The sequence below is a fragment of the Paenibacillus sp. FSL R5-0473 genome (assembly GCF_038004565.1).
Taxonomy (GTDB): Bacteria; Bacillota; Bacilli; order Paenibacillales; family Paenibacillaceae; genus Paenibacillus; species Paenibacillus amylolyticus.
On the sequence record NZ_JBBORL010000001.1, the window covers coordinates 610,704 to 637,192 of the forward strand.

At 47.3% G+C, this 26,489-nt stretch carries 19 protein-coding genes and 2 riboswitches; of the genes, 14 read left to right on the forward strand and 5 right to left on the reverse strand.

Features of this window, described 5'->3' with window-relative positions; genetic code table 11:
• The first annotated feature begins 13 nt into the window (after positions 1–13).
• On the forward strand, positions 14–289 hold the full coding sequence (locus MKY28_RS02825; RefSeq protein ID WP_024633102.1) for an HPr family phosphocarrier protein: 276 nt from the start codon (positions 14–16) through the stop codon (positions 287–289).
• Positions 282–1,994, forward strand: a complete 1,713-nt coding sequence (ptsP, locus tag MKY28_RS02830) for a phosphoenolpyruvate--protein phosphotransferase (protein ID WP_340934745.1) — start codon at positions 282–284, stop codon at positions 1,992–1,994. The genes MKY28_RS02825 and ptsP overlap by 8 nt, the downstream gene beginning before the upstream one ends.
• A gap of 246 nt (positions 1,995–2,240) precedes the next feature.
• On the opposite strand, the gene gcvPB is transcribed toward ptsP, so the two are convergent.
• The 3 genes from gcvPB to gcvT all read right to left on the reverse strand — a co-directional run bounded on the left by gcvPB (position 2,241) and on the right by gcvT (position 6,306).
• A complete protein-coding gene (gcvPB, locus tag MKY28_RS02835) occupies positions 2,241–3,680 on the reverse strand; it encodes an aminomethyl-transferring glycine dehydrogenase subunit GcvPB (RefSeq protein WP_340937805.1) in 1,440 nt (479 codons plus the stop codon).
• Positions 3,681–3,817: 137 nt separating this feature from the next.
• A complete protein-coding gene (gene gcvPA, locus MKY28_RS02840) occupies positions 3,818–5,173 on the reverse strand; it encodes an aminomethyl-transferring glycine dehydrogenase subunit GcvPA (protein WP_340934747.1) in 1,356 nt (451 codons plus the stop codon).
• Positions 5,170–6,306: a glycine cleavage system aminomethyltransferase GcvT gene (gcvT, locus tag MKY28_RS02845; protein WP_036617019.1), complete on the reverse strand. Its 1,137-nt coding sequence runs from the start codon at positions 6,304–6,306 to the stop codon at positions 5,170–5,172. The genes gcvPA and gcvT overlap by 4 nt, the downstream gene beginning before the upstream one ends.
• A 217-nt stretch (positions 6,307–6,523) precedes the next feature.
• A riboswitch (glycine riboswitch) is annotated at positions 6,524–6,624 on the reverse strand.
• Between the two features lie 3 nt (positions 6,625–6,627).
• A riboswitch (glycine riboswitch) is annotated at positions 6,628–6,750 on the reverse strand.
• 344 nt (positions 6,751–7,094) lie between these two features.
• Here gcvT and gcvH point away from each other — a divergent pair.
• The 5 genes from gcvH to MKY28_RS02870 all read left to right on the forward strand — a co-directional run bounded on the left by gcvH (position 7,095) and on the right by MKY28_RS02870 (position 13,075).
• Entirely contained in the window at positions 7,095–7,487 is a 393-nt protein-coding gene (gene gcvH, locus MKY28_RS02850; RefSeq protein WP_340934749.1) for a glycine cleavage system protein GcvH, read from the forward strand.
• 419 nt (positions 7,488–7,906) lie between these two features.
• Complete coding sequence (locus MKY28_RS02855; RefSeq protein WP_076319876.1) at positions 7,907–9,361, forward strand: PTS mannitol transporter subunit IICB; 1,455 nt, start codon at positions 7,907–7,909, stop codon at positions 9,359–9,361.
• A gap of 38 nt (positions 9,362–9,399) precedes the next feature.
• On the forward strand, positions 9,400–11,502 hold the full coding sequence (locus tag MKY28_RS02860; protein ID WP_340934752.1) for a BglG family transcription antiterminator: 2,103 nt from the start codon (positions 9,400–9,402) through the stop codon (positions 11,500–11,502).
• Entirely contained in the window at positions 11,499–11,933 is a 435-nt protein-coding gene (locus MKY28_RS02865; RefSeq protein ID WP_282320444.1) for a PTS sugar transporter subunit IIA, read from the forward strand. Before MKY28_RS02860 ends, MKY28_RS02865 begins: the two co-directional genes overlap by 4 nt.
• Positions 11,930–13,075, forward strand: a complete 1,146-nt coding sequence (locus MKY28_RS02870) for a mannitol-1-phosphate 5-dehydrogenase (protein WP_340934755.1) — start codon at positions 11,930–11,932, stop codon at positions 13,073–13,075. Before MKY28_RS02865 ends, MKY28_RS02870 begins: the two co-directional genes overlap by 4 nt.
• A gap of 62 nt (positions 13,076–13,137) precedes the next feature.
• On the opposite strand, the gene MKY28_RS02875 is transcribed toward MKY28_RS02870, so the two are convergent.
• Both MKY28_RS02875 and MKY28_RS02880 read right to left on the reverse strand, forming a co-directional pair.
• Positions 13,138–13,389, reverse strand: a complete 252-nt coding sequence (locus MKY28_RS02875; RefSeq protein WP_338706872.1) for a cysteine-rich CWC family protein — start codon at positions 13,387–13,389, stop codon at positions 13,138–13,140.
• Between the two features lie 138 nt (positions 13,390–13,527).
• Positions 13,528–15,531, reverse strand: a complete 2,004-nt coding sequence (locus MKY28_RS02880; RefSeq protein ID WP_340934757.1) for an endonuclease MutS2 — start codon at positions 15,529–15,531, stop codon at positions 13,528–13,530.
• 527 nt (positions 15,532–16,058) lie between these two features.
• On the opposite strand from MKY28_RS02880, the gene MKY28_RS02885 reads away from it, so the two are divergent.
• The 7 genes from MKY28_RS02885 to MKY28_RS02915 all read left to right on the forward strand — a co-directional run bounded on the left by MKY28_RS02885 (position 16,059) and on the right by MKY28_RS02915 (position 26,464).
• Positions 16,059–18,395 (forward strand): helix-turn-helix domain-containing protein, encoded by a 2,337-nt coding sequence (locus MKY28_RS02885; RefSeq protein WP_340028576.1) that lies wholly within the window; start codon positions 16,059–16,061, stop codon positions 18,393–18,395.
• A 282-nt stretch (positions 18,396–18,677) separates the two neighbouring features.
• A complete protein-coding gene (locus tag MKY28_RS02890) occupies positions 18,678–19,631 on the forward strand; it encodes an ABC transporter permease (protein ID WP_017686861.1) in 954 nt (317 codons plus the stop codon).
• 45 nt (positions 19,632–19,676) lie between these two features.
• On the forward strand, positions 19,677–20,549 hold the full coding sequence (locus MKY28_RS02895) for a carbohydrate ABC transporter permease (RefSeq protein ID WP_036617041.1): 873 nt from the start codon (positions 19,677–19,679) through the stop codon (positions 20,547–20,549).
• Between the two features lie 61 nt (positions 20,550–20,610).
• A complete protein-coding gene (locus MKY28_RS02900; protein ID WP_036674498.1) occupies positions 20,611–22,110 on the forward strand; it encodes an extracellular solute-binding protein in 1,500 nt (499 codons plus the stop codon).
• Positions 22,111–22,134: 24 nt separating this feature from the next.
• Positions 22,135–23,238 (forward strand): glycoside hydrolase family 88/105 protein, encoded by a 1,104-nt coding sequence (locus MKY28_RS02905; protein ID WP_340934760.1) that lies wholly within the window; start codon positions 22,135–22,137, stop codon positions 23,236–23,238.
• 108 nt (positions 23,239–23,346) lie between these two features.
• Complete coding sequence (locus tag MKY28_RS02910; RefSeq protein ID WP_051447457.1) at positions 23,347–24,858, forward strand: extracellular solute-binding protein; 1,512 nt, start codon at positions 23,347–23,349, stop codon at positions 24,856–24,858.
• A gap of 346 nt (positions 24,859–25,204) precedes the next feature.
• On the forward strand, positions 25,205–26,464 hold the full coding sequence (locus MKY28_RS02915) for an S-layer homology domain-containing protein (protein WP_340934762.1): 1,260 nt from the start codon (positions 25,205–25,207) through the stop codon (positions 26,462–26,464).
• Positions 26,465–26,489: the final 25 nt, after the last annotated feature.

The window sequence follows — 26,489 nt, forward strand, 5'->3', positions numbered from 1 at the left end:
TGAGATGATTGTAATGCAACAAACATTCAGAATTACAGACGAAGATGGTATCCACGCACGTCCGGCGACAGCCCTGGTTAATACAGCAAACAAATTCAAAGGTGCAGAATCCTTTGCAGAAGCTAACGGTAAAAAAGTAACTTTGAAATCCATCCTGGGTGTTCTTTCCCTCGGATTGGAACAAGGCGACACCATCAACATCATCGTTGAAGGCGAAGGCGAAGCTGAAGCTCTTCAAGCTTTGACTGACGTTATGGTTAACGAAGGGTTGGGCGAAATTAATGCTTAATGTCTCCGGGATCGCGGCTTCGGCGGGTATTGCTATCGCCAAGGCGTTTATCTTGGAGCATCCTGACTACTCTGTAGAAAAACGCCAAATCAACGACGTTGACGCAGAGATCGCGAAACTCGACTCAGCTCTGGGTAAATCCCAGGCTGAGCTTGAGGCGATCAAAGAGCGTACTTTACAAGAGCTTGGCGAGAAAAAAGCTGAGATTTTTGCTTCGCATTTGCTCATTCTGAATGACCCGGAACTGATTGATCCGGTTAAAGCTAGAATTGCGGATGACATGATCAATGCAGAATTTGCTTTGAACGAAACGGCATCGCAATTTATCTCCATGTTTGAGAACATGAAGAGTGCATACCTGCAAGAACGTGCAGCAGATATGCGTGACGTTACCAAACGTGTGCTAAATCACTTGCTTGGTATCGAATTCATGAGTCCGGCTGAGATCAATGAAGAAGTAATCGTGCTTGCGGAGGATCTAACACCTTCCGACACGGCTCAATTGAACCGCCAATTTGTTAAAGGTTTTGCAACCAACATTGGTGGACGTACTTCTCACTCGGCGATTATGGCTCGCTCTCTTGAAATTCCAGCTGTTGTTGGAACCAAGGACATTTTGGCTCAAGCGAAACAAGGCGATATGATCATTGTTGACGGTCTGGATGGTCACGTACTGGTTAACCCTACTGATGAAGTTATTGCTGAATACCGCGCCAAACAGGAACAGTATGATGCACAACGTGCAGAGTGGAGAAAACTTCGTGATGAGCCAACGGTAACGGTGGACAACGTTCATGTTGAACTTGCAGCCAATATCGGTACACCAAATGATGTAACGGGTGTTCTGGAAAACGGCGGCGAGGCTGTAGGCCTGTACCGTACCGAGTTCTTGTACATGGGCAGAGACAAGCTTCCTTCCGAAGACATTCAGTATAATGCTTACAAAGCGGTACTGGAAAAAATGGAAGGCAAACCTGTCGTTGTTCGTACACTCGACATCGGTGGAGACAAAGAGCTTCCATACCTGGATCTGCCAAAAGAAATGAATCCATTCCTCGGCTTCCGCGCAGTTCGTCTGTGTTTGGACCGTCTGGATATCTTCCGTACACAATTGCGTGCATTGCTGCGTGCAAGCGTACATGGAAACCTGCGTGTCATGTTCCCAATGATCGCAACACTCGGTGAATTCCGTGAAGCAAAAGCTGTCTTGCTCGAAGAGAAAGAGAAGCTGGTTGCTGAAGGTATTGCTGTTTCTGACAGCATTCAACTCGGAATCATGGTCGAAATTCCTTCGACTGCAGTTCTGGCGGATCAATTTGCCAAAGAAGTGGATTTCTTCAGTATCGGAACGAACGATCTGATTCAATACACGATGGCTGCTGACCGCATGAACGAACGAGTGGCTTACCTGTATCAACCTTACAACCCAGCCATTTTGCGTTTGGTTAAAATGGTTATCGATGCAGCGCATCGTGAAGGCAAATGGGTTGGCATGTGTGGTGAGATGGCAGGAGACGAAACAGCAATTCCATTGCTGCTTGGTCTTGGATTGGATGAGTTCAGCATGAGCGCAACCTCCATTCTGCCAGCTCGTAGTCAGATCACCAAGCTGTCCCGTGCGGATATGCAGGAACTGGCTGCTAAAGCTCTGGATATGCAAACGGCTGAACAAGTCGTTGAATTGGTTCAAAGCATTCAAGCGTAATTTTGCCGGGGTTTCCTCCGGATTTGAGGTTTTTTCTTTTTCCGATAATGAGCTGCATTGATGTAGCGATTTTGCCGGTATCCGCGATTCATTGTGGATATCGGCTTTTTTTGTTATAAACGTTGAGAAATACTCTAACAGGATGATGGTGAGCTGTAAGATTGACATCAGTAAAAGGGAAGGCAACACAAAAAGCTCTTGCTGATTGGAACATCAGCAAGAGCTTTCGTGATAACAATGATTTGATTAACTGCAAGCGCAGTTCAGTACAGGTTTGCGAGCGGCGGTGGTTTCATCCAGACGAGTGACCGGTGTTCCGTAAGGTGCGTTGAGTACCAATTCTGGTGTCTCTTCCGCTTCTTTGGCAATCCGTATCATCGTATCAATGAACCCATCCAACGTTTCTTTACTTTCGGTTTCTGTCGGCTCGATCATGATGCATTCCTCCACGTTGAGCGGGAAGTACACCGTAGGCGGGTGATATCCAAAATCAAGCAATCGTTTGGCAACATCAAGTGTGCGCACACCGTATTGCTTCAAACCCCGACCAGACATGACAAATTCATGTTTACATACGCCTGGATACGGAATCTCGTAGTAAGGTGCGAGACGGGCCATCATATAATTAGCATTCAGTACCGCGCATTCAGAGACTCGGCGTAACCCTTCCGGTCCATAGGTGCGAATGTAGGCATAGGCACGTACCAGAATACCGAAGTTGCCGTAGTAGGCTTTCACCCGACCAATGGATTGATCGCCTTCACGATCGAATGCATACATACCGTCATCATTTTTGATAACCATGGGCTTAGGCAGGAACGGAACCAGGCGATTCTTCACACCAACTGGTCCGGCACCTGGTCCACCACCGCCATGAGGCGTACTCATCGTTTTGTGCAAGTTCAGATGCACCACGTCAAAGCCCATATCACCTGGACGGGTAATGCCCATAATGGCATTGGAGTTGGCTCCGTCGTAATACAACAAGCCACCAGCCTGGTGTACGATGGATGCAATCTCCTGAATGTCTTTCTCGAACAAACCAAGTGTATTCGGGTTTGTCAGCATCAATGCTGCTGTATCGGAGCCAACGGCTGCACGGAGTGCGTCCAGATCGACCAGTCCGTCTGCGCGGGATGGAATCGTCACAGTTTCAAATCCTGCAACGGTTGCACTTGCCGGGTTGGTACCATGCGAAGAATCGGGCACGATGACTTTGGTACGTTGTTCGCCACGACCTTCGTGGTAGGCACGAATCATCATAAGTCCAGTCCATTCTCCATGGGCACCAGCTGCTGGTTGCAAGGTCACAGCGTCCATACCTGTCAGACCTGCAAGGTCGTTTTGCAACGTATATAACAGTTCTAGTGCACCTTGAATGCTGGATTCATGCTGGTACGGATGGATTTTGGCGAATCCATTATAACGAGCAACATCCTCATTGATCTTTGGATTGTATTTCATCGTACAAGAGCCCAGTGGATAGAATCCGTTATCTACGCCGAAGTTGCGACGGGATAGCGCGGTATAGTGTCGAATAACATCTACCTCAAACACTTCCGGCAGTGCCGCTGCTTCCGAACGGAGCATTTCCCGGGGAATCAACGTATCGGCAGCCTGGCGAGGAACGTCACATTGTGGCAAGGAATAAGCGACACGTCCAGGGCTGCTGAGTTCAAAAATCAATGATTGTTCCGAAGCAGGAGATAAGGTCTGTGCACTAAATGTTGTATCCTTCTCAGGTTGAACCGAAGTGGAGACAGGGGTACCTGTTTCCGATTGTCCTTGTACCGATGTTGTCGTTGTCGTCGTCGTTTCCTGAGTCACAGCGATCCCTCCAATGCTCGTGCGAATTCGTCAATCTCTTCCTTACTGCGTCGTTCGGTAACAGCAATCAGCATATGTCCGGCAAGCTCAGGATAATCACGTCCAAGTTCATAGCCACCAATAAAGCCTGCATCCAGCAGTTTCAACTGAAGAGCATCCACGTCTGTTCCTTCAGGAAGCTTAATCACAAATTCATTAAATGTTGGTGCATTAAAAGTAAGGCTAACTCCAGGAATTGCAGTTAATGTATTCAGGGTGTAATGACCCTTTTGCAAATTCAGATCCGCGACATCGATCATACCCTGTTTACCCATGATGGACATATACACAGATGCGCTGAGTGCAAGCAAAGCTTGGTTGGAACAGATGTTGGATGTCGCCTTTTCGCGGCGGATATGCTGTTCACGTGCTTGCAGTGTGAGTACAAAACCACGTTTGCCGTTGCGATCCGTGGTCTGGCCTACAATTCGGCCAGGAATTCGGCGCATATGAGGCTGGGACACGGCGAAATATCCGCATGTCGGGCCGCCGAGTGAAGCGGCGATGCCAAGGGGTTGCGCATCACCTACAACGATGTCGGCACCCAGCTTGCCTGGGGCTTCCAGCAGACCCAGCGATAGCGGGTTTGCACTTACAACGAGCAGGCCCTTGTGCGCATGCACGAGGTCGGCAGCCTGCTTCACATTTTCCACAGCACCAAAAAAGTTCGGACTCTGGATCATGACAGCAGCGGTATCGTCCGATATGGCGGCTTGCAGGGCATCCCAATCAGTGACGCCATCCTTATAACCAATCTCGACAATCTCCAGACGGAGTCCGTGCGCATACGCCTGCAATACCTGACGGGCTTCCGGATGAACGGTACGGGATACGATGAGCTGTTTGCGACGAGTTGCCGCTGCGGCCAAATTACCGGCTTCCGCAAAAGCTGTTGCGCCGTCATACATACTGGCATTGGCTACAGCCATACCGGTTAATTCACAGATGTAGGATTGAAATTCGAAAATGGCCTGTAGTTCACCTTGGCTGATCTCAGGCTGATAAGGTGTGTAGGCAGTGTAGAACTCGGAACGGGAAATGACATGATTGATGACGGAAGGAACATGATGATCGTATATGCCTGCGCCGAGGAAGCTGGCGTGTGTTTCGAAATTGGCGTTGGCGCCGGCTTGTTTGGACATGTGACGTGTCAGCGCATATTCATCGAGTTTGGAGGATACAGGTAGCTCGCCCTGATAACGAATCTCTTTTGGAATGTCCTGAAACAGATCTTCCAGCGTATCCACACCGATGGTTGCGAGCATGGCGCTCTGATCTTGTTCAGTCATGGGAATGTAACGGTGCTTGCTCATGCTTGATCAGCTCCTTGAGTAGGTGTCTTCGACGTACGTGTCCGTTTATGAAAAGGGGTCTTCACGACCTCGGCTTTTAGTTTCTTGCCGCGGATCTCAATCTCAAGCGGGGTTCCCAGCGCAGCGTATTTGCTGTCGATGAGGGCAAGCCCCAGATTACGCTTCAATGTAGGTGATTGCGTGCCTGTTGTCACTTCACCAATCTGTACGCCTTCGGCGTAAATCGGATAGTGGGGGCGGGGAATACCGCGCTCCAACACTTCGATGCCGACCAGTTTGCGGGCGGGCCCGTCAGTTTTTTGCTGTAACAAGGCTTCGTGTCCGATAAAAGGTCCGGCATTCAGCTTCACAAACATGCCAACGCCAGCTTCAAGCGGAGAGATAGTTGCCGACAATTCCTGTCCATACAGAGGGAGCTTTGCTTCAAAGCGCAGTGTATCCCGAGCACCGAGGCCTGTCGGTACAAGTCCGTGACCTTCACCGGCTTGCATTAATCCATTCCAGACCACAGCAGCCTGGTCCGCAGGAACATATAGTTCAAAGCCATCTTCACCGGTATATCCGGTACGGGACAACAGTAATTTTACTCCACATACTTCAGCATCCTGCACAAAACGAAACGGTTCAATCGAGCTTACATCCGTATCTGTAACTTTCCCGATAATATCTACAGCCAGTGGACCTTGCAAGGCGAGCAGCGCCGTTTGCTCCGAATCGTTGGTCATACTTACGCCGGGGATCAAGTGCTCTTGCAGCCACGCCCAATCCTTGTCGATGTTGGAGGCGTTAACCACAAGCATATAATGCTGATCTTCCAGCTTATACACGAGCAGATCATCCACCACACCGCCATCTGGATAACACATCAGGGTGTACTGGGCTTGACCGGGAACTAGCGTGGTCACATCATTAGTCATCATTTGTTGCAAAAAAACTTCAGCCTGCTCACCCTGTACCGTGAATTCGCCCATATGGGATACATCGAACAGTCCCGCGCGCTCGCGTACCGCTTCATGTTCTTTCTGGATTCCGCTAAATTGTACCGGAAGCTCCCAGCCTCCAAAATCAATGCACCGTACGCCTTCGTATTGCTGATATAGTGGGAAGAGTGGTGTTCTAAGCAAATCGGACATCAAATCACCTCGTCATGGGCCGTGAGCCGGCCGGATATACAATCGTGGATCAATGAACCAGGGTATTTTTAAATTTTTAGCTAGATATTTTCATCACATAAGTATGGTAAGGGCAGCTATGGCAGCGCCGTTCTACATCCTGTTTTTCGTTTTTTGGGAAAAAGGAAAAGGACAGGCCAAAGAATCGGCATGCCAAGTAGCACGCTGTATTCTAAGGCTCTGTCCCTTGTACCTGAGAGTTACCCCGCTACGTTGTGCAGCAGGTTTCCCCTTGGGTGATCATAACGCCCGCACAGGGCGAATAGATGCTCTCCAGAGTTGCGTCCCGTAAAAGTCCTTTTGCCTGAGAGATTCACCCCCGCTTATCGGTGGTTTACTCCTTCGGCGTTACCTCATGTACATCCCGAATCGGGTGTCACGGGTAATCTCTCCCTTTACATTCATCCGCGGGTATAACATAGTCCAATAAACACATTTACTCCTCTCATTAAAACGTGAATCCACTACCGATGTCAAGAACGATATCATAGATAATGATTTAAAACCGAATATTTAATTTAGTTTTTATGTTATTGTTCGTGTATTTATAAAGAGTACGCTTACTATTCTAATATTCACCAGTATATGAAGAAAGAGTGTAATCCGGTTACAGGATTTAGAGGTGTTCAGCAAATAAATTGTGAGGTATCTTGACATTTGATTCAAAAATGTCATACGCTATGTTCTGGGAAAAAGGTTAAGGTCAAAGAACGCATGCACTCATTTAATGAAAAGCGAGGCGGATATCGATGAGCGAATTGAAAAGTGATTTCCTGTACAGTGAAGAGCACGAATGGGTGCAAACCGTAGGGGAGGATACTGTACGTATTGGCATTACCGAGTTCGCGCAGCATCAGCTGGGTGACATTGTGTTTGTGGAATTGCCTGACCTTGAAACCAATGTAAAAGCAGAGGACAGCATTGGAACGATCGAATCGGTCAAAACGGTGTCGGACTTGTTCTCTCCCGTCACAGGTTCAATTATTGCAGTGAATGATTCGTTGCAGGACTCCCCTGAACTTGTGAACAGCTCTCCTTACGAGGAAGGCTGGATGATTGAGATCCGTGTTGAGGGAGAACTGACAGCAGCATTGTCTACATTGATGAATGCAGACGCGTATCGGAAACATACGGAAGAATAGTTTTAACGAACTTGTACTTATTAACATATATTTTATAACCAAATGAAATGAGCTTCATATTGTTTTGACCTGTGTGAGCCGGATGCTTGCACAGGTTTTTTGTGCTTTAAAAGAATGGTTTTGAATGTGGATTGTAACAGATTGTGGATGTGAATCACCTGATTGGACCAAGCTATAGGTTAGAAAATGATTCTGGAAATGATAAAAGTCATAGGCGAAAAAAGTCTTGTGTACCAATGGGTTCAGCCATTATGCATCAATTAAAACGATTACATAACCTAATGTTGTCATCATTGTTCATGACGAAAGTACGCTTTCATTTCATTGAACAGGAGAGCATTCTCGCTTAGGATTACAGCAGGGGAGAAATGATACCCCTTTCATAAATCATAATCACTTGATCCAAGGAGGATAATACAATGAGTAATTTGGACCAATCGTCCAATTCCAAAGGTGGGCTACGGGTTGGTGTTCAGCGTTTTGGCCGATTCCTGAGTGGTATGGTCATGCCAAATATGGGAGCGTTCATCGCCTGGGGATTAATTACGGCTCTGTTCATTCCAACAGGCTGGTTCCCTAACGAGACGCTTGCACAGCTAGTTGATCCGATGATCAAATATTTGCTGCCACTGTTAATTGGTTACACCGGAGGTACGATGGTGCATGGTCAGCGTGGTGGTGTCGTCGGTGCCATTATGACCATCGGGGTCATCGTGGGTAGTGATATCCCGATGTTCCTCGGTGCCATGATTGCCGGACCACTGGCAGCATGGATTATCAAAAAGTTCGATAAATCCATTGAAGGTAAAGTTAAAGCCGGATTTGAAATGCTTGTTAACAACTTCTCAGCCGGTATTATTGGCGGGATCTTGGGGATTTTTGCGCTACTGGGCATCGGGCCTGCTGTAGAAGCGATTAGCAAAGTATTATCTGCCGGTGTACAGGGCTTAATGAATCTTGGTTTGCTGCCGCTGGTCAACCTAATCATTGAACCAGGTAAAGTATTGTTCCTGAACAATGCAATCAACCACGGGATTCTTACACCAATTGCAACAGATCAAGCGAGAGAATTAGGAAAATCCGTATTATACATGCTTGAATCAAACCCGGGTCCGGGACTTGGTATCTTACTTGCTTACTGTTTCTTCGGACGCGGAATGGCCAAATCTTCTGCACCGGGTGCCGTAATCATTCATTTCTTCGGGGGAATTCATGAGATCTACTTCCCTTACATTCTGATGAGACCGATTCTGATTCTTGCCGCAATTGCGGGTGGCGTCGCAGGTACATTAACATTCATGCTCACCGGAGCAGGACTTGTTTCAGCACCATCACCGGGTAGTATTATCGCGTATTTCTTCTTAACACCAAAAGGTGGATACCTGCCGATGTTCGCAGGGGTGCTTGTAGCAGCCGTCGTTTCTTTCCTGGTTGCAGCAGTGTTGCTGAAAACGGGTAAACAAAAGGACGAAGATCTGGAGTCCGCATCCAGTCGGATGAAAGACATGAAGAGTCAAGGAACCCTGCCAAACGCTGGTATTACGGCTAATCAACGTGAAGCAGACAGAGCCGCAGATATGGCTTCTTCTACCGTCAAAACAGACGTGAAGAAAATTGTCTTCTCCTGTGATGCAGGCATGGGGTCAAGTGCCATGGGTGCTTCCATTCTACGCAAGAAGATGAAGGCAGAGGGGATTGACGTAACGGTGACCAATACGGCTATCAGTGATATCCCGCCGGATGCAGACGTGGTGATCACACAACAAGTATTGACCGATCGTGCCCGCTCCGTTGCACCGAATGCAGAACATATATCCATCGACAACTTCCTAAAAAGCCCGGAATACGATGCGCTCGTTGAACGTCTAAAGTAATTGCACGCATTTGTTTTCCCTGAGCCGGAGGCTGAGATATGAGTATTACCAAAAGACAACGTGAAATCGTGGAGTTTCTGCTAGAGCATCCACATGAAGTAACTGCCGGCGAAATCGCCGTTGAAGTAAAGGTCAGTACCCGAACGGTTCACCGTGAGCTGCAAATGATTGAACAATGGCTTGAACCTTTGGGCATGAGGCTGGAAAAAAAATCAGGAACCGGTATCCGAATCGATGCCAGTTCCGATGATCTGGCTGTATTGCGCCAGCAACTAGAGGGTAAAGAATATGTAGAGTTTACGCCAGAAGAGCGTAAGCTCTTCATGCTTTGCATCCTGCTGGATGAACCGGAGCCTGTAAAGTTACTCGCCTTGGCTTCGGATCTGAAAGTGACCGTATCCACCGTAACCACTGATCTGGACGATCTGGAGTCACGGATTCGTCAGGCGGGACTAAAGCTGGTTCGCAGACGTGGATATGGCGTCAAGATTAATGGAAGTGAGACGATTCATCGCACAGCCATAGCTGCACTTGCTCTCGAATTTTTGGATGAATCCGACCTGTTCGGAAGACAACCTGAACAAGGGGGCTCCATCGTAAACCAAAAATTGTTGGATATGATTGGACATGGTGATGTACTTACGGTCGAAAATGCGTTATGGCAACCAGATATCGAATGGCTGGAGAACATCCCGGAACGCCAATACATGAAGTTGCTGATTCAATTATCCGTAGCGGTTGTACGTATTCGTAAAGGCTTTGGCATTGGCCGTATACCTCCCCTGGAGAACAAGGGAGATGAAGTCGCAGAGCAGGATGAGATGAAGGTTCCACCTTATATGGCTTCCCGCTTGTGTGGTGTGTTATCGACCCAGCTGGGGCTGACATTCTCCCAAGATGAGCAAGCTTATTTTCACAGACTATTAGTTGAGACAGAGCAGCGGATTCATTCTTCGCGGCTGTTGCCAATAGACGATTTAATTTTACTGGATAGGGTACATTCACTGATTGATCAGATGCAGGCGAGAACGCATTACGCCTTTCATGAGGATCGTTTGCTTCGTGAAGGTCTGCTTGGTCATATGCAACCTGTCATGGAGCGGATTGAAGGGCAACAGATAATTCGTAATCCGCTACTGCAGCAGATTCGCAAGGATTATGATTCACTTTTTGAAGATGTCAAAAAATCTGTAGGGCAAGCTTGGCCAGGCACAGACGTTCCGGATGAGGAAATTGGTTTCCTGGTCATGCATTTTGGCGCTTCCATCGAGAGATTACGTGCACTGAAACGGGAGATCAGGGCGATCATCGTGTGTACAAGCGGAATTGGATCATCACGCATGCTTTCCAGCCGATTATCCAAGGAGATTCCCGAGATTCGGATCATGGACAGCGTGTCCTGGTATGAAGCTGCCCGTATACCTACAGATCAATATGATTTGGTGTTATCCACTGTTGATCTGCCGATGGATGAGCATCAGTATTACAAAGTGAGTCCATTGCTCACAGCAGAAGAGAGCGAAAGTCTGCGTCATTTTATCCGAACAACAACGTTACAACGACAGCATAATAAGCCCCGTGAAATAGAGGTTCAGACGACAAGTCGTTACTCGGATCCTGACGGAATGGAAGCTATCTTAGTTGAAATCGTCCGAATTATTGGCAAGTTTCAGGTGTATCCGCTGGATAACCAAGATGTCGGATTCTATAAAACGGTGTATGCGATGTGCAACGTACTCCATGGATCTGGTGTGTTGAAGGAACCGGAGGAGGTCGCAAAACGGTTGGAGGCACGTGAGGCAGTGGGGAGTCAGAAGATTCCCGGCACAAGACTTGCGCTGTTTCATACACGCAGTGAGGGGATCTACAGGCCGTCCATTAGCTTGTTTCAGCTCACTGAGCCACTCCTTCGTACGCCGGATGATCCGGCAGGAGTTACCCATGTCCTCTTGATGCTTGGTCCCAGAGAATTATCCAAGGAAAGCCTGGAGGTTCTCAGTGAGATCAGCGCACTGTTATTACAGGAAGAAATGATTACATTGCTGGAAAAGGGAATCAGGGATGAACTCATTCATTACCTGTCCCAGGAACTGGTAGGATTTTATCGCAGTAAAACCGAAATTGGAGGTCAACCATTATGAGTATGTTAACAACAGATAAAGTCATCATGAATGCGACGGCTCAGGACAAATACGAAGCGATTCGTATGGCAGGGCAGATTCTGAAGGATGCGGGACATATTACCGCTGATTACATTGAGAAGATGATTGAACGGGAAGAGATTGTCTCGACCTATGTAGGGAACGGCTTGGCTATTCCGCACGGTACAAAGGAATCCAAAGCTTTCATTTTATCCACAGGTATCTCTGTCATTCAGTATCCACAAGGTGTTGATTTTGGCGAAGAAAAGGCTTATATGGTCATTGGTATCGCGGCTCAAGGCGGGGAACATATGGAGATCTTGACTAGCATCGCGGTGATCTGTGCTGAGGATGAGAATATGGAGGCTCTGCGTCTGGCGAAAACAGCCGAAGAAGTTATAACTATTCTGGAAAGTGAAATGGATCTATGAAGGCCCTACACTTTGGCGCAGGTAACATTGGACGCGGGTTTATCGGCTTGATCCTCTCCCGTGCAGGGTATGAGGTTGTTTTCTCCGACGTGAATCAGACCTTGGTAACGGCTCTCCAGCAACGGGGGCAGTATACGGTGGAACTGGCCAACGAGAGCAAGGATCAGGAGACCGTTACAGGTGTAAATGCAATCGATGGAACCCAGCTGGAGACGGTTGCCCAAAACGTAATGGAAGCTGATCTGATTACAACCGCGGTGGGCGTAGGCGTGCTGAAACATATTGCACCAGGTATTGCAAAGGGACTTGAGAAAAGACTGAATTCGGGTCCGGTACAAAACCCGCTTCACATTATCGCTTGCGAGAACGCCATTGGAGCCAGTACGCAATTGAAAGAGCATGTATATGCTCTGCTTAATGAAGAGGTACGTTCCCTTGCAGATCAGTACATTTATTTTCCCGACTCGGCCGTAGACCGGATTGTACCTATTCAGCATCATGAAGATCCTCTGCATGTACAGGTGGAGCCTTTTTACGAGTGGGTGGTAGATCGTTCCCAGATGGCTCCTGCATTCAAACCGGTTGAGGGCATTGTATATGTCGATGATCTGGAGCCGTATATCGAACGGAAGCTGTTCACGGTTAATACAGGACACTGCGTTGCAGCATATATCGGTAATGTGCACGGTTATGACACGATTCAGAAGGCTGTTGCCGACGAGAAGGTGAAATCGATTGTATACGGTGCTTTGCAGGAAACAGGAAAAGTTCTAGTGAAGCGTTTTGCATTCAACCCGGAAGAACATGAGCAGTATATTGTCAAAATATTGGGACGGTTTGTCAACTCGTATCTTACCGATGAGGTTACTCGTGTTGGTCGTTCCCCGCTGCGCAAGTTGTCTCCGAATGATCGTCTGGTTCGCCCGGCCCTTCAGGCATATGCGGATGGAACTGATACGACTTATCTGGCTATGGGTATGGCAGCAGCCTGCAAGTTCGATGTCTCCGATGATCCGGAAGCAGTTGAACTGCAGGACATGATCCGCCAGAAGGGGATTACAGCTGCACTCCACCATTATACGTCCATGGATGAGCATCATCCGGTGCTTGAACAGGCTGTTGCCCAGTATAACCAAATGTAAGAGCAGTGGTAGCGAGGCTAACAGTCTAGATAATGCATAATAGAAGAAGAGCCATACAGTTGTTAACTGTGTGGCTCTTCTTTTGGTTGGCTTTTATTGGCATAGTCGTCCAAACAGCGTTGACATATGCACGATTTTCGGCGCTGCTCTGCGGGAATGCGGTCAAATACACCTTCGGGGAAAGTAGCCCGGTTACACCAGCATTCCGAATGAGGATGTCCTGCGGCATAGGAACATCGATTAGCTTCCCCGCATAATGGGCAGACAAGAACATCGATATTGCTGCGCTCTTGGTTGTCTTGTTCTGCAGACATTGGGTTCTTCCCTCCCTGTGAATAGCTACGAGCTGAAGTTAAACATACTGGTCCCAGTATAACAGAAATACGCCGGTGATTATGGATTTCACTCTGTATATATGACTTCCAGTTCACCACATCTGTTTCTACCATCGGCTACTCTTCAGACGGTAATTCGATCTGTAGGCCTTCCACATGTTTGCGTCCCATCAACTTACGCTTCTTACGATTTTCCTTTGTTTCTAGCACAATGTCCAAGTCATAATCGTCACCTGGATAAAGCTCATTGGCAGATATATGCAGGGTCAGGCGTTTCTTATGGATTTTGACTTTGCGTCCTCGCAGCATGACCCCGATATTTCCACGGCTATCCTCGACATCACAGACGATGCCCGACTGATTGAGATAGGCCGCATACACCCGATCCCCTTTGCGAAAAGTTTTGGCAGAAGCAGGAGAATCCGACTCTCTGGGTGTTGTTTTTTTGTTGAGACGAATTGAATCCTTTGACTGTTTCGACTGGTTCTTCCTGGATAACTCTGCTGGGCTGACTGATTCTGCAATCGATTTTGCAGGCGTCAGGGCCGGTATTTCCAAAGGAGGTGACGTGAACCCTAATGTACGATCTCTCGAAATATTTTGATCGGACAGGGACTTGGATCGCTCTATAATTCGCTGTGGCATGCCCAGCTTTAATGCGATGGAGTAAGCATAGCTCTCACCAGCTTCTCCGATACGCAATCGATACAGCGGCTGGAGAGAAACGATGTCAAATTCCATGCGGGCATTTTCAAATCCTGGGGTGGCAGCTGCAAAATGTTTGATCTCACCAAAATGTGTTGTCGCCACAACGGTTGCTCCGCGGCTGTGAAGTTCCTCCAGCATGGCGATAGAAAGTCCAACACCTTCACCGGGATCTGTGCCGGAAGCCATCTCATCAATGAGCACCAGAGTCGACGTATTGGCCTGTTCCAGTATGCCAATCATATTGCGAATATGTGCAGAGAATGTACTGAGCGCTTGTTCCATACTCTGTCCGTCACCAATATCAACCGCTACCTCGTTATAAACGGCCATCTCGCCACCTTCCTCTACCGGAATAAGCAAACCGGATTGCATCATCAGGGTTAACAAACCAAGTGTTTTGAGTGCGACCGTTTTACCACCGGTATTCGGGCCAGTAACAATGAGCGACGAGTATGTTCTGCCGATTGCAAAATCAAGGGGAACCATGGAAGAACCCATGAACGGATGACGTGCACGTTGAAGGCTAATGTGGCCCTGAGTATTGACTCGAACGGTACGCCCATCCATGGTGGCCGCATATTTGGCTTTGGCAAACAGGAAGTCCAATACACCTACCGTTTCGGTGTTGAGGGCGATTTCACGGTTATACGATTCGGCCAGGGAGGTTAAATCACCGAGAATTCTCATCTCCTCTCGGGACTCCTCGGCTTGTAGAGCAGCCAATTCCATCTGCAGACTTACTAATTCAACGGGTTCAATATACACGGTTTGCCCGCTCCCCGATTCATCCAGCACACTGCCTTTCACCTGTTTGCGAAACTCTTTCTTAATGGGCAGCACCGTTCTTCCTCCCCGTTGGCTGATGACATATTCCTGCATAATGGAGCGATGTTTACTCACCAGAGAATCAAGTTTTCGTTTCATGCGTTCCGCATTCACCGTTATTTTTTTACGAATTCGAATCAATTCTTTGCTTGCCTGATCCTGAATGCGTCCACTATGGATGCAGCGCTCGATCTCACTCAGCAAAGGTTCGATCAGAATCATGGATGCTGCATAACGACTGACAGTGGGAGCGGCCCCGGATTTGCCCTCCATGTATTTCATAAGTTGTGCACAGCTTCGCAGGAACTGAGTGAGATGACTGAAGTCGCGTTCACTGAATAGATAACCGGTGCCAAGCAGATCCATAATGGTTTCCATTCCGTCGAGTGAAGGGAGGGGGATGCTGGCCCCGAAGCGAATCAACGCAGCAGCTTCTGCTGTTTCTTCCAGGCGAATCTCGATCAGGTGAGCATCTACCATCGGTTTTAGTTCTCTCGCATAACGTTTGCCCAGATAAGACAGGGCGCAGTCTGTAACATTTTTTTGAATTTGTGGATAGCCCAAACTGTTTAATGTGTTCTCATTCATGCGTAATCTCTCCTTGAATTTGAATTGGGATTTCAGTTGACGCGCTGAAACATATTCCTGGAAAACGCAAAAAGGGCGGAGAATGAACAAACGTCATTCTCCGCCCTAAACGTATGGGAAAGCAAAGTCCACTACAGGTCTATATTAAAAAATCCGCGCTGAACTCAGCGCGGAAATAGACCCGGACAATTACAATCCCGGAGGCGATTTATGATATCCGCTGTTCTTAACTAAGTACAGGGATCTGGCGCATCATGAAACACACGTATGCCATATGGGCACAAGCGCAATGAAAGGCCAAACTCCTGAATATGAAACTTGGTTAGTTAAGAACATTCACCGACATTAAAAATCTCTCCTTTGATTGAGGAATATGCAACCAATATAAACTGGAAATTGGTTTGAAGTCAACCTTTAGAATAAATGAGTGGACTTGAATAAGAATGGGTTTTAAAATAACAATAGTAAAATAATCCAATGAAAGCGATTTATTTTAATAAACATACGTATAAAGGAGGATGCTCTTCTTGCCGAAGTATTTACTGCGTTTGCTCTGTTTTACCCTGATCCTCGGAGCCCTTCCGGTCATTGTTATTGGTTCGGTCTCGTATACGATTGCATCACGTGACATTGAACAGAAAGTGCGTGAGAGCAATCTTCAGATATTGCATCAGACCCAAATGAGGGTGGAACAAGTTCTGCGCAGCCTGCAATTATCCTCCATCCAGTATGTTAATTCGCCCTTGGTACTACAAGCGATGAAGAAACCACTAGACAGCAGCGAGTTTCAGGAGATTCGTGATCTGACCTCCGGTTTTAACAACTTGCAAGCGGTTACGAACATTGACCAAGCCTATCTGGTTAATCTGGATGAAGATTGGGTCGTTTCGATGCGTTCTTTTGGCAAATTGGATGATTTCAGCATTCGAGACCGAATTGGCTCCTACCTAAGTTATACCAACAGCCTGTTCTGGGTCACTCAGAATGCCAGTTCAGCCAAAGAAAGTGTACCTGTGTCAGCAGGTATGGGTGAACTAACACCCGAACAGGCACCTGCTCTTATATCATCGGATAATGTGGTCAGTATGGTATTCAAAATCCCGATGATACCAACCAATGTGAAACCAAAGGGATTTCTTGTAATTGATATCGCCGATACGGAACTGAGTACATACTTGAGCCGAAATACGAATTCTGGAGATATGTACGTTCTGGATCGGGAGCAGAAGTATTTTCTGAACGATATGCAGCAAGGCGGGAAATATGACGCGCTGAATAAGGAAATTCAGGAAATGGTGCAAACGACGGGCCAGCCAGAGGGTTTCTTCAGTGCGGAGGTTGAAGGTAATCAAGTGGCGGTTAGCTATAGGCAATCTCCGCTCAATGGCTGGTTATACGTGTCCGTTGTATCTCTTGGACAGATCACGGCCCAGTCACAGAAAATTGCATTGGTTACCGGTATCGCTACACTGGTCATGTTGTGTGTAACGGGATTGTTCGCCATATACGGCAGTCGGCGGATGTACTCACCAATCTCCAGACTGCTGCAATTTACGAAGGGTTTGGATTCCCCAGTTGCCCCGTCAGGACGCCGTCAAGATGAATTTATCTATATTGAGGAGCAATTGTCAACCTTGTTCAGTTCGGAGAAAACGATGCGTGAGCAGATGAAGGGGCAGCATGTGCACCTCCAGGAGTTTTTTATGACCAAACTGCTGACAGGTAAAATCTCGGAAGAAGATTTCAGATATCAGGGAGAATTGTACGATTTCCCGACAGGCTGGGCGAGTCTTGGTGTACTCATGCTCCAGATCGATACCTTGGAAGGGACCCGATATGAGGAACAGGATCGCGATCTGCTGCTGTTTGCTGTCAACAATATGGTAGGTGAGCTCCTTCCTTCGGCAGTTCGGTTCACCCCGGTCATGCTGGATGATGCTCAGGTCACCGTACTTGCCTCCGAACTGACGGATGAGGTGCAGCTGAAGGAATGGATGCATACCCAGGCAGACTGGATTCGTGAACGTGTCGTAACTTATCTTAATCTGCCCGTAAGTATCGGCATCAGTCGTTACTACTCTTGTATTGGCGATACGCCAAGAGCGGTTCAGGAGAGCCGAGAGGCTCTGCAAGGCCGGGTCAGTCTGGGCAGCCGTATTATTTTGCATTACGAGGATATACAGCCACGTGGTCAGATGGAAGCCGCGTTGTATACCCAGTTACGTATGATCGAGGATCAGCTTGCGTCTGCGCTCAAGCAAGGAGATGAGGAGAAGACGGACGCCTACTTTAAGCAATATTTGGGACTGCTTGCAGACAAAAAGCTTCATTTCAGTGAATACCCCGTCATTATGGTTCAGTTATTGTCTCGTGTATATCAGCTTGTGCAGGAGCAGGGCGGGGATGTAGCTGAAGTACTGGGTGAAAAAGCATCGATGTCACATTTGCTGAAGTTGTCCACATTGGACGAAATGACCAATTGGTTCCGCAAGCGGCTGTTCTTGCCCGTCATCCGTTTCTGGCGAGAGCAGGAAGAGTCCCAATACATGAATATTGCGAGACGTATGATTCGTTTGATTGAGGAACGTTATGATCGTGAATTATCGCTGGAAGCCTGTGCCGCTGAGCTTAATTTTCACCCTGTTTACCTAAGTCGGGTATTCAAGAAGGAAGCAGGAGTCAATTTTACGGAATATCTCGCAGAGTATCGTATGGAAAAAGCAAAGACCTGGCTGCAAACAACAAATCTTAAAATATCGGAGATTGCCGAGAAATTAAACTATACCAACCCAACCGCATTTATCCGTACGTTTCGCAAAATTACAGGAACAACCCCCGGCAAGTACCGGGAACAGCAGCGATAAAACAAACCTGCTCTGCCCGCCATGGCAGGCAGGCTTTTTTATGTTTGGATGAAGGAAGAAGACCGCTTTTCTCCATGAAGTTAAGACAGGAATATGGAGGTTGAAAGCAGTTCATTTCACCTTTAGATTTTGTGGGGGAAATGGGCTAAAGCCTTGCTACATAAGGGAAAACAAAAGGCTAAAACGAGACGATAGCCAGTCATTCGTTTATCCTCCACAATGAAGACATGAATTCAGGAAGTGATATTTTGTAATCGTTTCCAATGTGGGGAGGAAGACAATATGAAAGCCGAAACGGCGGCTCGAACACGGCCCGCTACCCGCAGTGACAAAAACCTGCTGTGGAGGGACATTATCAAAAACCGGTGGCTGTATATCATGTTAATACCGGGTGTGCTTTACTTTGTTATTTTCAAATACATACCCATGTATGGCATCACGATGGCTTTTCAGGATTACACGCCTTACAAGGGCATCTTGGGAAGTGACTGGGTAGGGTTCAAACATTTCCAGCGTTTCTTCGGAGAACCGCAGTTCTGGACATTATTTCGAAATACGTTTTTACTTGCCATTTATAACATCGTGTTCTTTTTCCCACTGCCGATTGTACTGGCACTCATGATGAATGAAGTTCGCCGTGAACGGTTCAAACGATTTGTACAAACACTTGTTTATGTTCCACACTTTGTTTCCTGGGTTGTTGTTGTCGGTGTGTTCTACATGCTGTTCACAACTGAGGGTGGTGCGATTAATGAATTGCTCTATAACCTGACTGGACAAAAAGTGGCGTTCCTGCTTGAACCCGGTTGGTTCCGAACGATGATTGTTGGACAATCCATCTGGAAAGAAGTTGGTTGGGGCACAATTATCTTCCTGGCGGCGCTTTCCGGTGTTGATACACAGCTCTATGAAGCTGCACGGATTGATGGTGCCAATCGGTGGCGCCAAACCTGGCACATTACGTTGCCGGCCATTCGCAGTACCATCGTCATTTTGCTCATTCTGCGTCTGGGAAATTTCCTGGATACAGGCTTTGAACAGATCTTCCTGATGCTAACTCCGACAAACCGGGATGTGGGCGAGGTATTTGATACCTACGTGTACACGAAGGGTCTTACCCAGGCACAGTACAGTTACAGCGCTGCTGTCGGGTTGTTCAAATCGGTTGTCGGGCTGGCGCTTGTTCTTGGTGCCAATACGCTGGCCAAAAAATTCGGGGAGGAAGGCGTCTACTAACCCTCGGGAGTAGACGTTCTTCACCAGACAGGAGTGAACATTAAAATGCAACAGGATAAAACGTGGGGCAACCGGATCTTTGATTTTCTCAATCACGGCTTGCTGCTGTTGATTGGAATTGTGACGGTCATCCCGTTCATTTATATTTTGGCTGTCTCATTTACCAGTCCGCATGAAGTGGCTAAGGGAGGATTCATTCTTTTTCCAAAAGAGTTCTCTCTGGCTGCGTACCGTTACATTTTCTCTACAGATACCTTGATTCGCAGTCTGGGTGTATCGGTCTATATTACCGTGATCGGTACTTTCATTAACCTGCTGTTTACGTCACTTATGGCGTATCCGCTCTCCAGAAGATATTTGCGTGGACGCCAGCCTATTTTGCTCGGTGTATTGTTCACGATGCTCTTCAGTGGCGGGATGATTCCAACATACTTTGTCGTGAAATCTTTGCACCTGACAGATACGTTGTGGTCGCTGATGTTACCTACTGCTATAAGTGCATTTAACTTGATCGTACTCAAAAACTTCTTCCAGGCCATTCCCGACGAACTGGAGGATGCAGCCAAAATTGATGGATGTAACGATGTCAGCGTATTGTTCCGGATTGTTCTGCCGTTGTCCATGCCAGCCATGGCGACATTTTCACTCTTTTACGCGGTGGCCCACTGGAACAGTTTCTTCAGCGCTGTTATCTATATCAACGATAGTGAGAAGTGGCCTGTCCAAGTCTGGCTACGTGAGATTGTCATTCTGGCACAGAGCCGAATCGGAGACACGAGTATCGAAGAGACAGAAATCCAGCCGCTTACCATTCGCATGGCCGTTATCGTGTTCTCCACGATCCCGATTATGCTGGTATATCCATTCCTGCAAAAGCACTTTGCAAAAGGCGTGATGCTGGGTTCGGTGAAAGGTTGAGTCGGCACATGGTTCAAAGTCAGTTCACTATGACTGCATAAAAAAGGGAGGTTTTCATGTTATGAAAGCAACAAAAAAGAAAGCCGTAGCTGTCTTGAGCACACTGGCACTGGTGACAGGTTTGCTGGCAGGATGCGGATCAGACGAGGGTCAGGCTGCCGAGGGCGGCGTACAAAATGTGTCCATAGCCATTGCACAGGTGGGTGATGTGCCAAGCAAAGGTAATGAAGTTCAGCAAAAGATTGAAGCGTATACCAATACCAAACTGGATATCCAGTGGATTCCGGCTTCGGCCTACAATGACAAAATTAACGTGATGATCGCTTCAAGTGATATGCCAAAAATTGTGAAAGTGCAGTATAACCCTACCGTGACCAGCGCGATGCGTAATGACGTGTTCTGGGAAGTGGGGCCATTGCTGAAAGACTACAAAAATCTGTCGGCACAGAACGAGCGTTTTTTTGACAACATCAAGGTAGAGGGCAAAATCTACGGGGTTCCTGTATTCTCTGATATTGCGCGGGCTACGGTAATCTATCGCAAGGATTGGTTCGAGAAGCTGAATCTCAAGGTGCCAGCCACACCGGATGAATGGTATGAAACGATCAAGACACTGGCAACCTCCGATCCGGATGGAGATGGTCAGGATAATACGTTTGGACTGATGCTTTTCAAAAAATATAATGAGGATCAATATTCCTTCACGACGCGCCTTGGCGTAAGTTTTGGTGCACCTAACAAGTGGAAGGTCGAAGATGATGGCAGCTTCACGCCGGAATTCATGACACCGGAATATATGCAGGTGCTGGATCTGCTGAAACGTTTGTACGATGAGAAACTGCTGAATCAAGATTTTGCGGTATTCGACTCTACGGAAGCGGAGAAAAAGTATGATTCCGGTGTTGTTGGTATCCGTGTTGGTGTTGCTCAGAACGGAAAAAGTCAGCAAGAGCGTCTGTCCAAAAACAATCCGGATGGTGTGGTAGACATCGCTGGTTTGCTTGGCGCGAACGGAGATCGTGTTGCAGGACAGACGGGTAACTCCGGGATTCTGGCATTCCCTAAATCAACGGTGAAATCGGAAGAAGAACTCAAGAACCTGCTCTCCTTCCTGGATAAACTGATGGACCCTGAGATGGCGACCCTGTTGATGCGTGGTATGGAAGACAAACATTACACCAAAGTGGGCGAAGATCAGGTGGAGATGAGTGACTTCGATGCATTCCAGCGTGAAGTGAAACCTTATCGTGACAACCTTCCTTATGTGGAAGGATATAACGTACCGAAATTGAAGGATACCGAACTGGGTGAAAAAGGTACGGCACTTGCCAAGGAACTGGCGGAGCACGCTGTGCCAAACCCTGCGCTGACGTTATATTCTCCAACGTATGGTGACCGTGGGGCGGATCTGGATCAGGTGATTGCCGATGCACAAACCAAATACATTATGGGCAAGATCGATCAAAGTGGCTGGGAAAAGGAAATCGAGAATTGGGGCAATGCGGGTGGAAACAAGATTCGTGAGGAATATGCCGAAGATTACAAAAAACAGGCTCAATAAGGAGCCGGAAGCGGAGGCTTGATCATGAAGGAAACACTGCAACTCACATCGGTGCGCATGGCACAGCAATTCATGGAAAGTTATCGCAACCATGAGCTGTATTCCACTTGGCATTATGAGAACGGCTGCTTACTGAAAGCGCTGGAGGAGCTGTATACGTACACGGGGGAGCAAAAGTATTTTGACTATATCCGTGAGCTGATGGATCATTTTGTTCAGGAAGATGGCTCTATTCGCTCCTATACGATCGAGGAATATAACCTGGATCAGATCAATCAGGGAAAATCACTGTTCCTGCTGCATGAGAAAACGGGAGAAGAGAAGTATCGCAAAGCTGCGGAGTTGCTTATGACTCAGCTTAAGGGACAGCCACATACGAGTGAAGGGGGATTCTGGCATAAAAAGATTTACCCTTTCCAGATGTGGCTGGATGGATTGTATATGGCTACTCCGTATCTGACCCAGTATGGGGCAGTGACGGGGGAAGAGAAGTGGTTTGACAAAGCGGCTCTGCAGCTCTTGCTGGTGGAGCAACGTACACGTGATCCGCGTAGTGGTCTCTTGTACCATGCCTGGGACGAGAGCAAAGAGCAACGCTGGAGTTCGGGTGAGACGGGATGTTCACCACATGTCTGGAGTCGGGCGATGGGCTGGTATGTGATGGCGGTTGTGGATACCTTGGATTATCTGCCGGTAGATCATCCGCAACGCGGGCAGATTGTGGGTATCTTCGAACGGGTAGCAAACGCACTAGTGCATGTGCAGGATCAGCAGACCGGACTATGGCCACATTTGTTGGATCAACCGGGACGTGAGCGGAACTATCTGGAGGCTTCCGGGACCTCGATGTTTGTCTATGCATTGGCCAAAGGTGTGCGTAAAGGATATCTGAGTGGCAAGTTCAAAGCGGTTGCGGAAAAAGGATATCAGGGTCTGGTGCAGCATCTGCTGCAAACGGACCGTGAAGGCGTGCTGTCCCTGACGCAGTGTAACGGCGGAGCCGGTCTTGGAGGAAGCCCGTATCGTGACGGGTCCTATGAGTATTATGTGACTGAGTCCATTCGGATCAATGATCCGAAGTCGGTCGCTCCGTTCATTTTGGCGGGAGTGGAGATTGAACTGGCGTAATGCTGGTTCTTCTTTTTAGAACACTTATGATAGCGCATACATGGTTGGTTTGAGTAAAGTGAGGCAAGATTGCTGAACAATTTGGCTATCAAAAAGGAGAGATGGTTCATGAGTCCAAAAGGTCCAATGTCCCGTTTAGGCGGAATCGTTGTAATTGGTGCAATGTCCGCTGGATTGCTTGCAGGTTGCGGGGGAGAAAAAGCACCTGCTGCAGGGGAAGGTAAACTTCCCATTTCCATCTCTTTAATGCAGGTAGGAGATATACCGGCCAAGGAGAACGGGATTGAAAAGAAGATTGAGGAATATACAAATACGGATGTTAATGTACAGTGGATTCCGCAGTCTGCTTTTGATGATAAGGTGAATGTTATGGTTGCTTCAGGCGAGATGCCGACCATTATGCGTGTGAATTATGTACCGACCACATTTAATGCCGCCAAAACGGGACTGTTCTGGGAACTGGGGCCTTACTTGAAGGATTATAAGAACCTGTCTGCCCAATCCGAAGCTTATTTTAACAATATCAAAATTGAAGGCAAGGTCTACGGTATTCCGAACTTCCGGGATATTGGACGGACTGCGATCGTATATCGCAAGGACTGGTTTGATACGTTGAAGCTGGATATACCAAAAACGCTAGATGACTGGTATGAAGTGATGCGCTCTATTCGTAAGGATGACCCTGACGGGAATGGTAAGGAAGATACGTACGGTGCACTGCTTTTCAAAAAGTATAATGAGGGTGTCTCGTCCCCACTGACGCGGATTGCTGTAAGTATTGGGGGCGTCAACAAATGGGGTGTGGATGATGCCGGGAAACTGACCCCGGAGTTCTTGACCACCGAATATGTGGATACAATGAAGCTCTTCAAGCGACTGTTCAGCGAGGGACTGATTAATAGTGATTTCCCTGCTCTGGACCCTTCTGATGCGGACAAAAAAATGGATTCCGGCCTAGTTGGCATGAAGCTTAACGGTGTGGCCCAGAACGGAAAGTCCTCTCAGCAACGGCTTACGCCTAATGCTCCGGACGGAGAGATTGATGTGGCTCCATTCCAGGGAACCGATGGTATTCGCATCGCCGGCGAGCCAGGAAACTACGGAATGCTGGTCATCCCGAAGGCATCCGTAACGGATGAGGAGCAATTGAAGCAGGTGCTCACGTTCCTGGATCAGTTGATGGATGAGGAATTAAGTGCGTTGCAGCTCCGTGGATTGCTCGATGTGCACTACACCAAGACTGCGGATGGGAAAACCGAACTTAAGGATTTTGACGCTTATCAGCGTGAAGTGAAGCCATACCGGGATAATCTGTTAAGTATTGAAGGTTATAACGTGCCTGAACTGGTTGATGTTCCAATTGGTATGAAAGGTACAAAGATGGCGCGTGAGAATGAGCAATACGCCATCGCCAATCCGGCACTCACCTTGTCTTCGGCAATCTATACTGAGCGTGGTCAGGAGCTGGATCAGATGATCTGGGATGCACAGACAAAGTACATTATGGGTAAAATCGATGATGCAGGCTGGGAGCAGGAAATCGCAAGCTGGAGAAAAGCTGGTGGTGATCAATTGATTACGGAATTGGAAGCTTCCTATAAGGAATTGAACGGAAAATAAAGCTGGGTGAAATAAAAAAAGGTTGATCAAATGGAATGATATGGTTTATTCTATGAGTGAATTCATTTTCCAATATCATAAGAAAGACCACACCCTTAAAGCATAAGGCTATGAATCTGCGGATTCATGGCCTTTTTTTGTGTTTTAGGCGAATGAAGTGGGTCTATGGAAGGAGGGGCGCACGCCTTAACGTGATGGGGATGGACGAAAAATAATACCAATAGCCTAGTACAACATGGTAGAATATTGATTATTATGGCAAATTTAGGTTTTGGTTATGAAGAGAAGTGACTAGGCTGACCAAGTAAAGCATCCCCATACTAAGGTACATAGGAGCGTGAGTAGATTGAAGAAGCAGATTAATGGACACGAGAAGAAGAAAAAACGGAACGGTTGGATTGTCGGTTTGTTAGCGACAGCTGTATTGGCAGGAACACTATTGTCCGTTGGACCCGTACATTTGACGTCAAAAGCGAATGCCGCATCGGGAACAAGTGATACTGCTCTTAGCAAGTTCAAAGATATCAAGGGCCACTGGGCTCAAGCGACAATTGCCAAAGCTTATGAAAAAAATCTGATCTCAGGTTACCAGGACGGAACGTTTCGTCCTAATGGCAAAATCACGCGTGGGGAATATGCGACCATACTTGCCCGTGCGACTGGACTGGAGAAGGTAGAGGGACAGAATCCCTTTGCTGATCTCAAGGGACATTGGTCTGAAGCGGCGGTTAGCCAACTTGTCGGACAAGGATTCATTAACACTGATGATTATGCCAAAGGGTTCAATCCAAATGCGGAACTGAAGCGTTACGAGATGATGAAATGGATTGCCAATGGACTGATTAAGTCCGGGAGCAGCTTTCAGGATGCTTTTAACGATACAAAAAATACGCTGCTCCCCACACCGGAAGTGAACCGCGGCACCATTCGTGCTGAGCAGATTCCGTATCTTGCCCTTGTCCGTGGGACAGGCATTGTCGATGGATTCCAGGATGGCACATTGAAACCTGCAGATTCCACCACTCGTGCAGAAGTATCGGCCATTTTACTGCGTTATATGGACGTAGAGGGCACGGATGCCGGGAAGTACAGCGACCTGAATGAGATGAGAGAGGTCGGCACGACGGGTACGAATTTAACGACCATTAGTAATTATAAGTATAGTTCAGGTTCGATCATGATATCCGATTTATCCAAAGGGAATATCAATTTAAGCAATAAATCCGGTGTATTAAAAATTCATCGTTTTATCGTTGTAGACGCTACTCAAAATAAGTCGAAGGGTATTTACGCGAAGCTCTTTCTTCCGGATAAGTACGCAAGTGGCTCCTATAGGACTTTTGCAGATGTGTCATTTACATCTAACTTAGAAACCTCGAATTTAATTACATTTAACCAAGGTCTATCGGATTCGTTAATACAATTTAATCGTCTTGATTTAGACTTGGCTAAGAAACAAAGTAATGTGACAATTCCTATGGACTCAGGAGAACTTATAAAAAAAGGATTACAGAAAAGATTTTGGACTACATCGACTTTAAGGAATAAATCTTGGTCTTATTTTTTGAAATCAGATGCAGAAGGAGAATTTAAAATTCAAAGGTAGCCTTATCAGGATGGTGAGCAAGTTG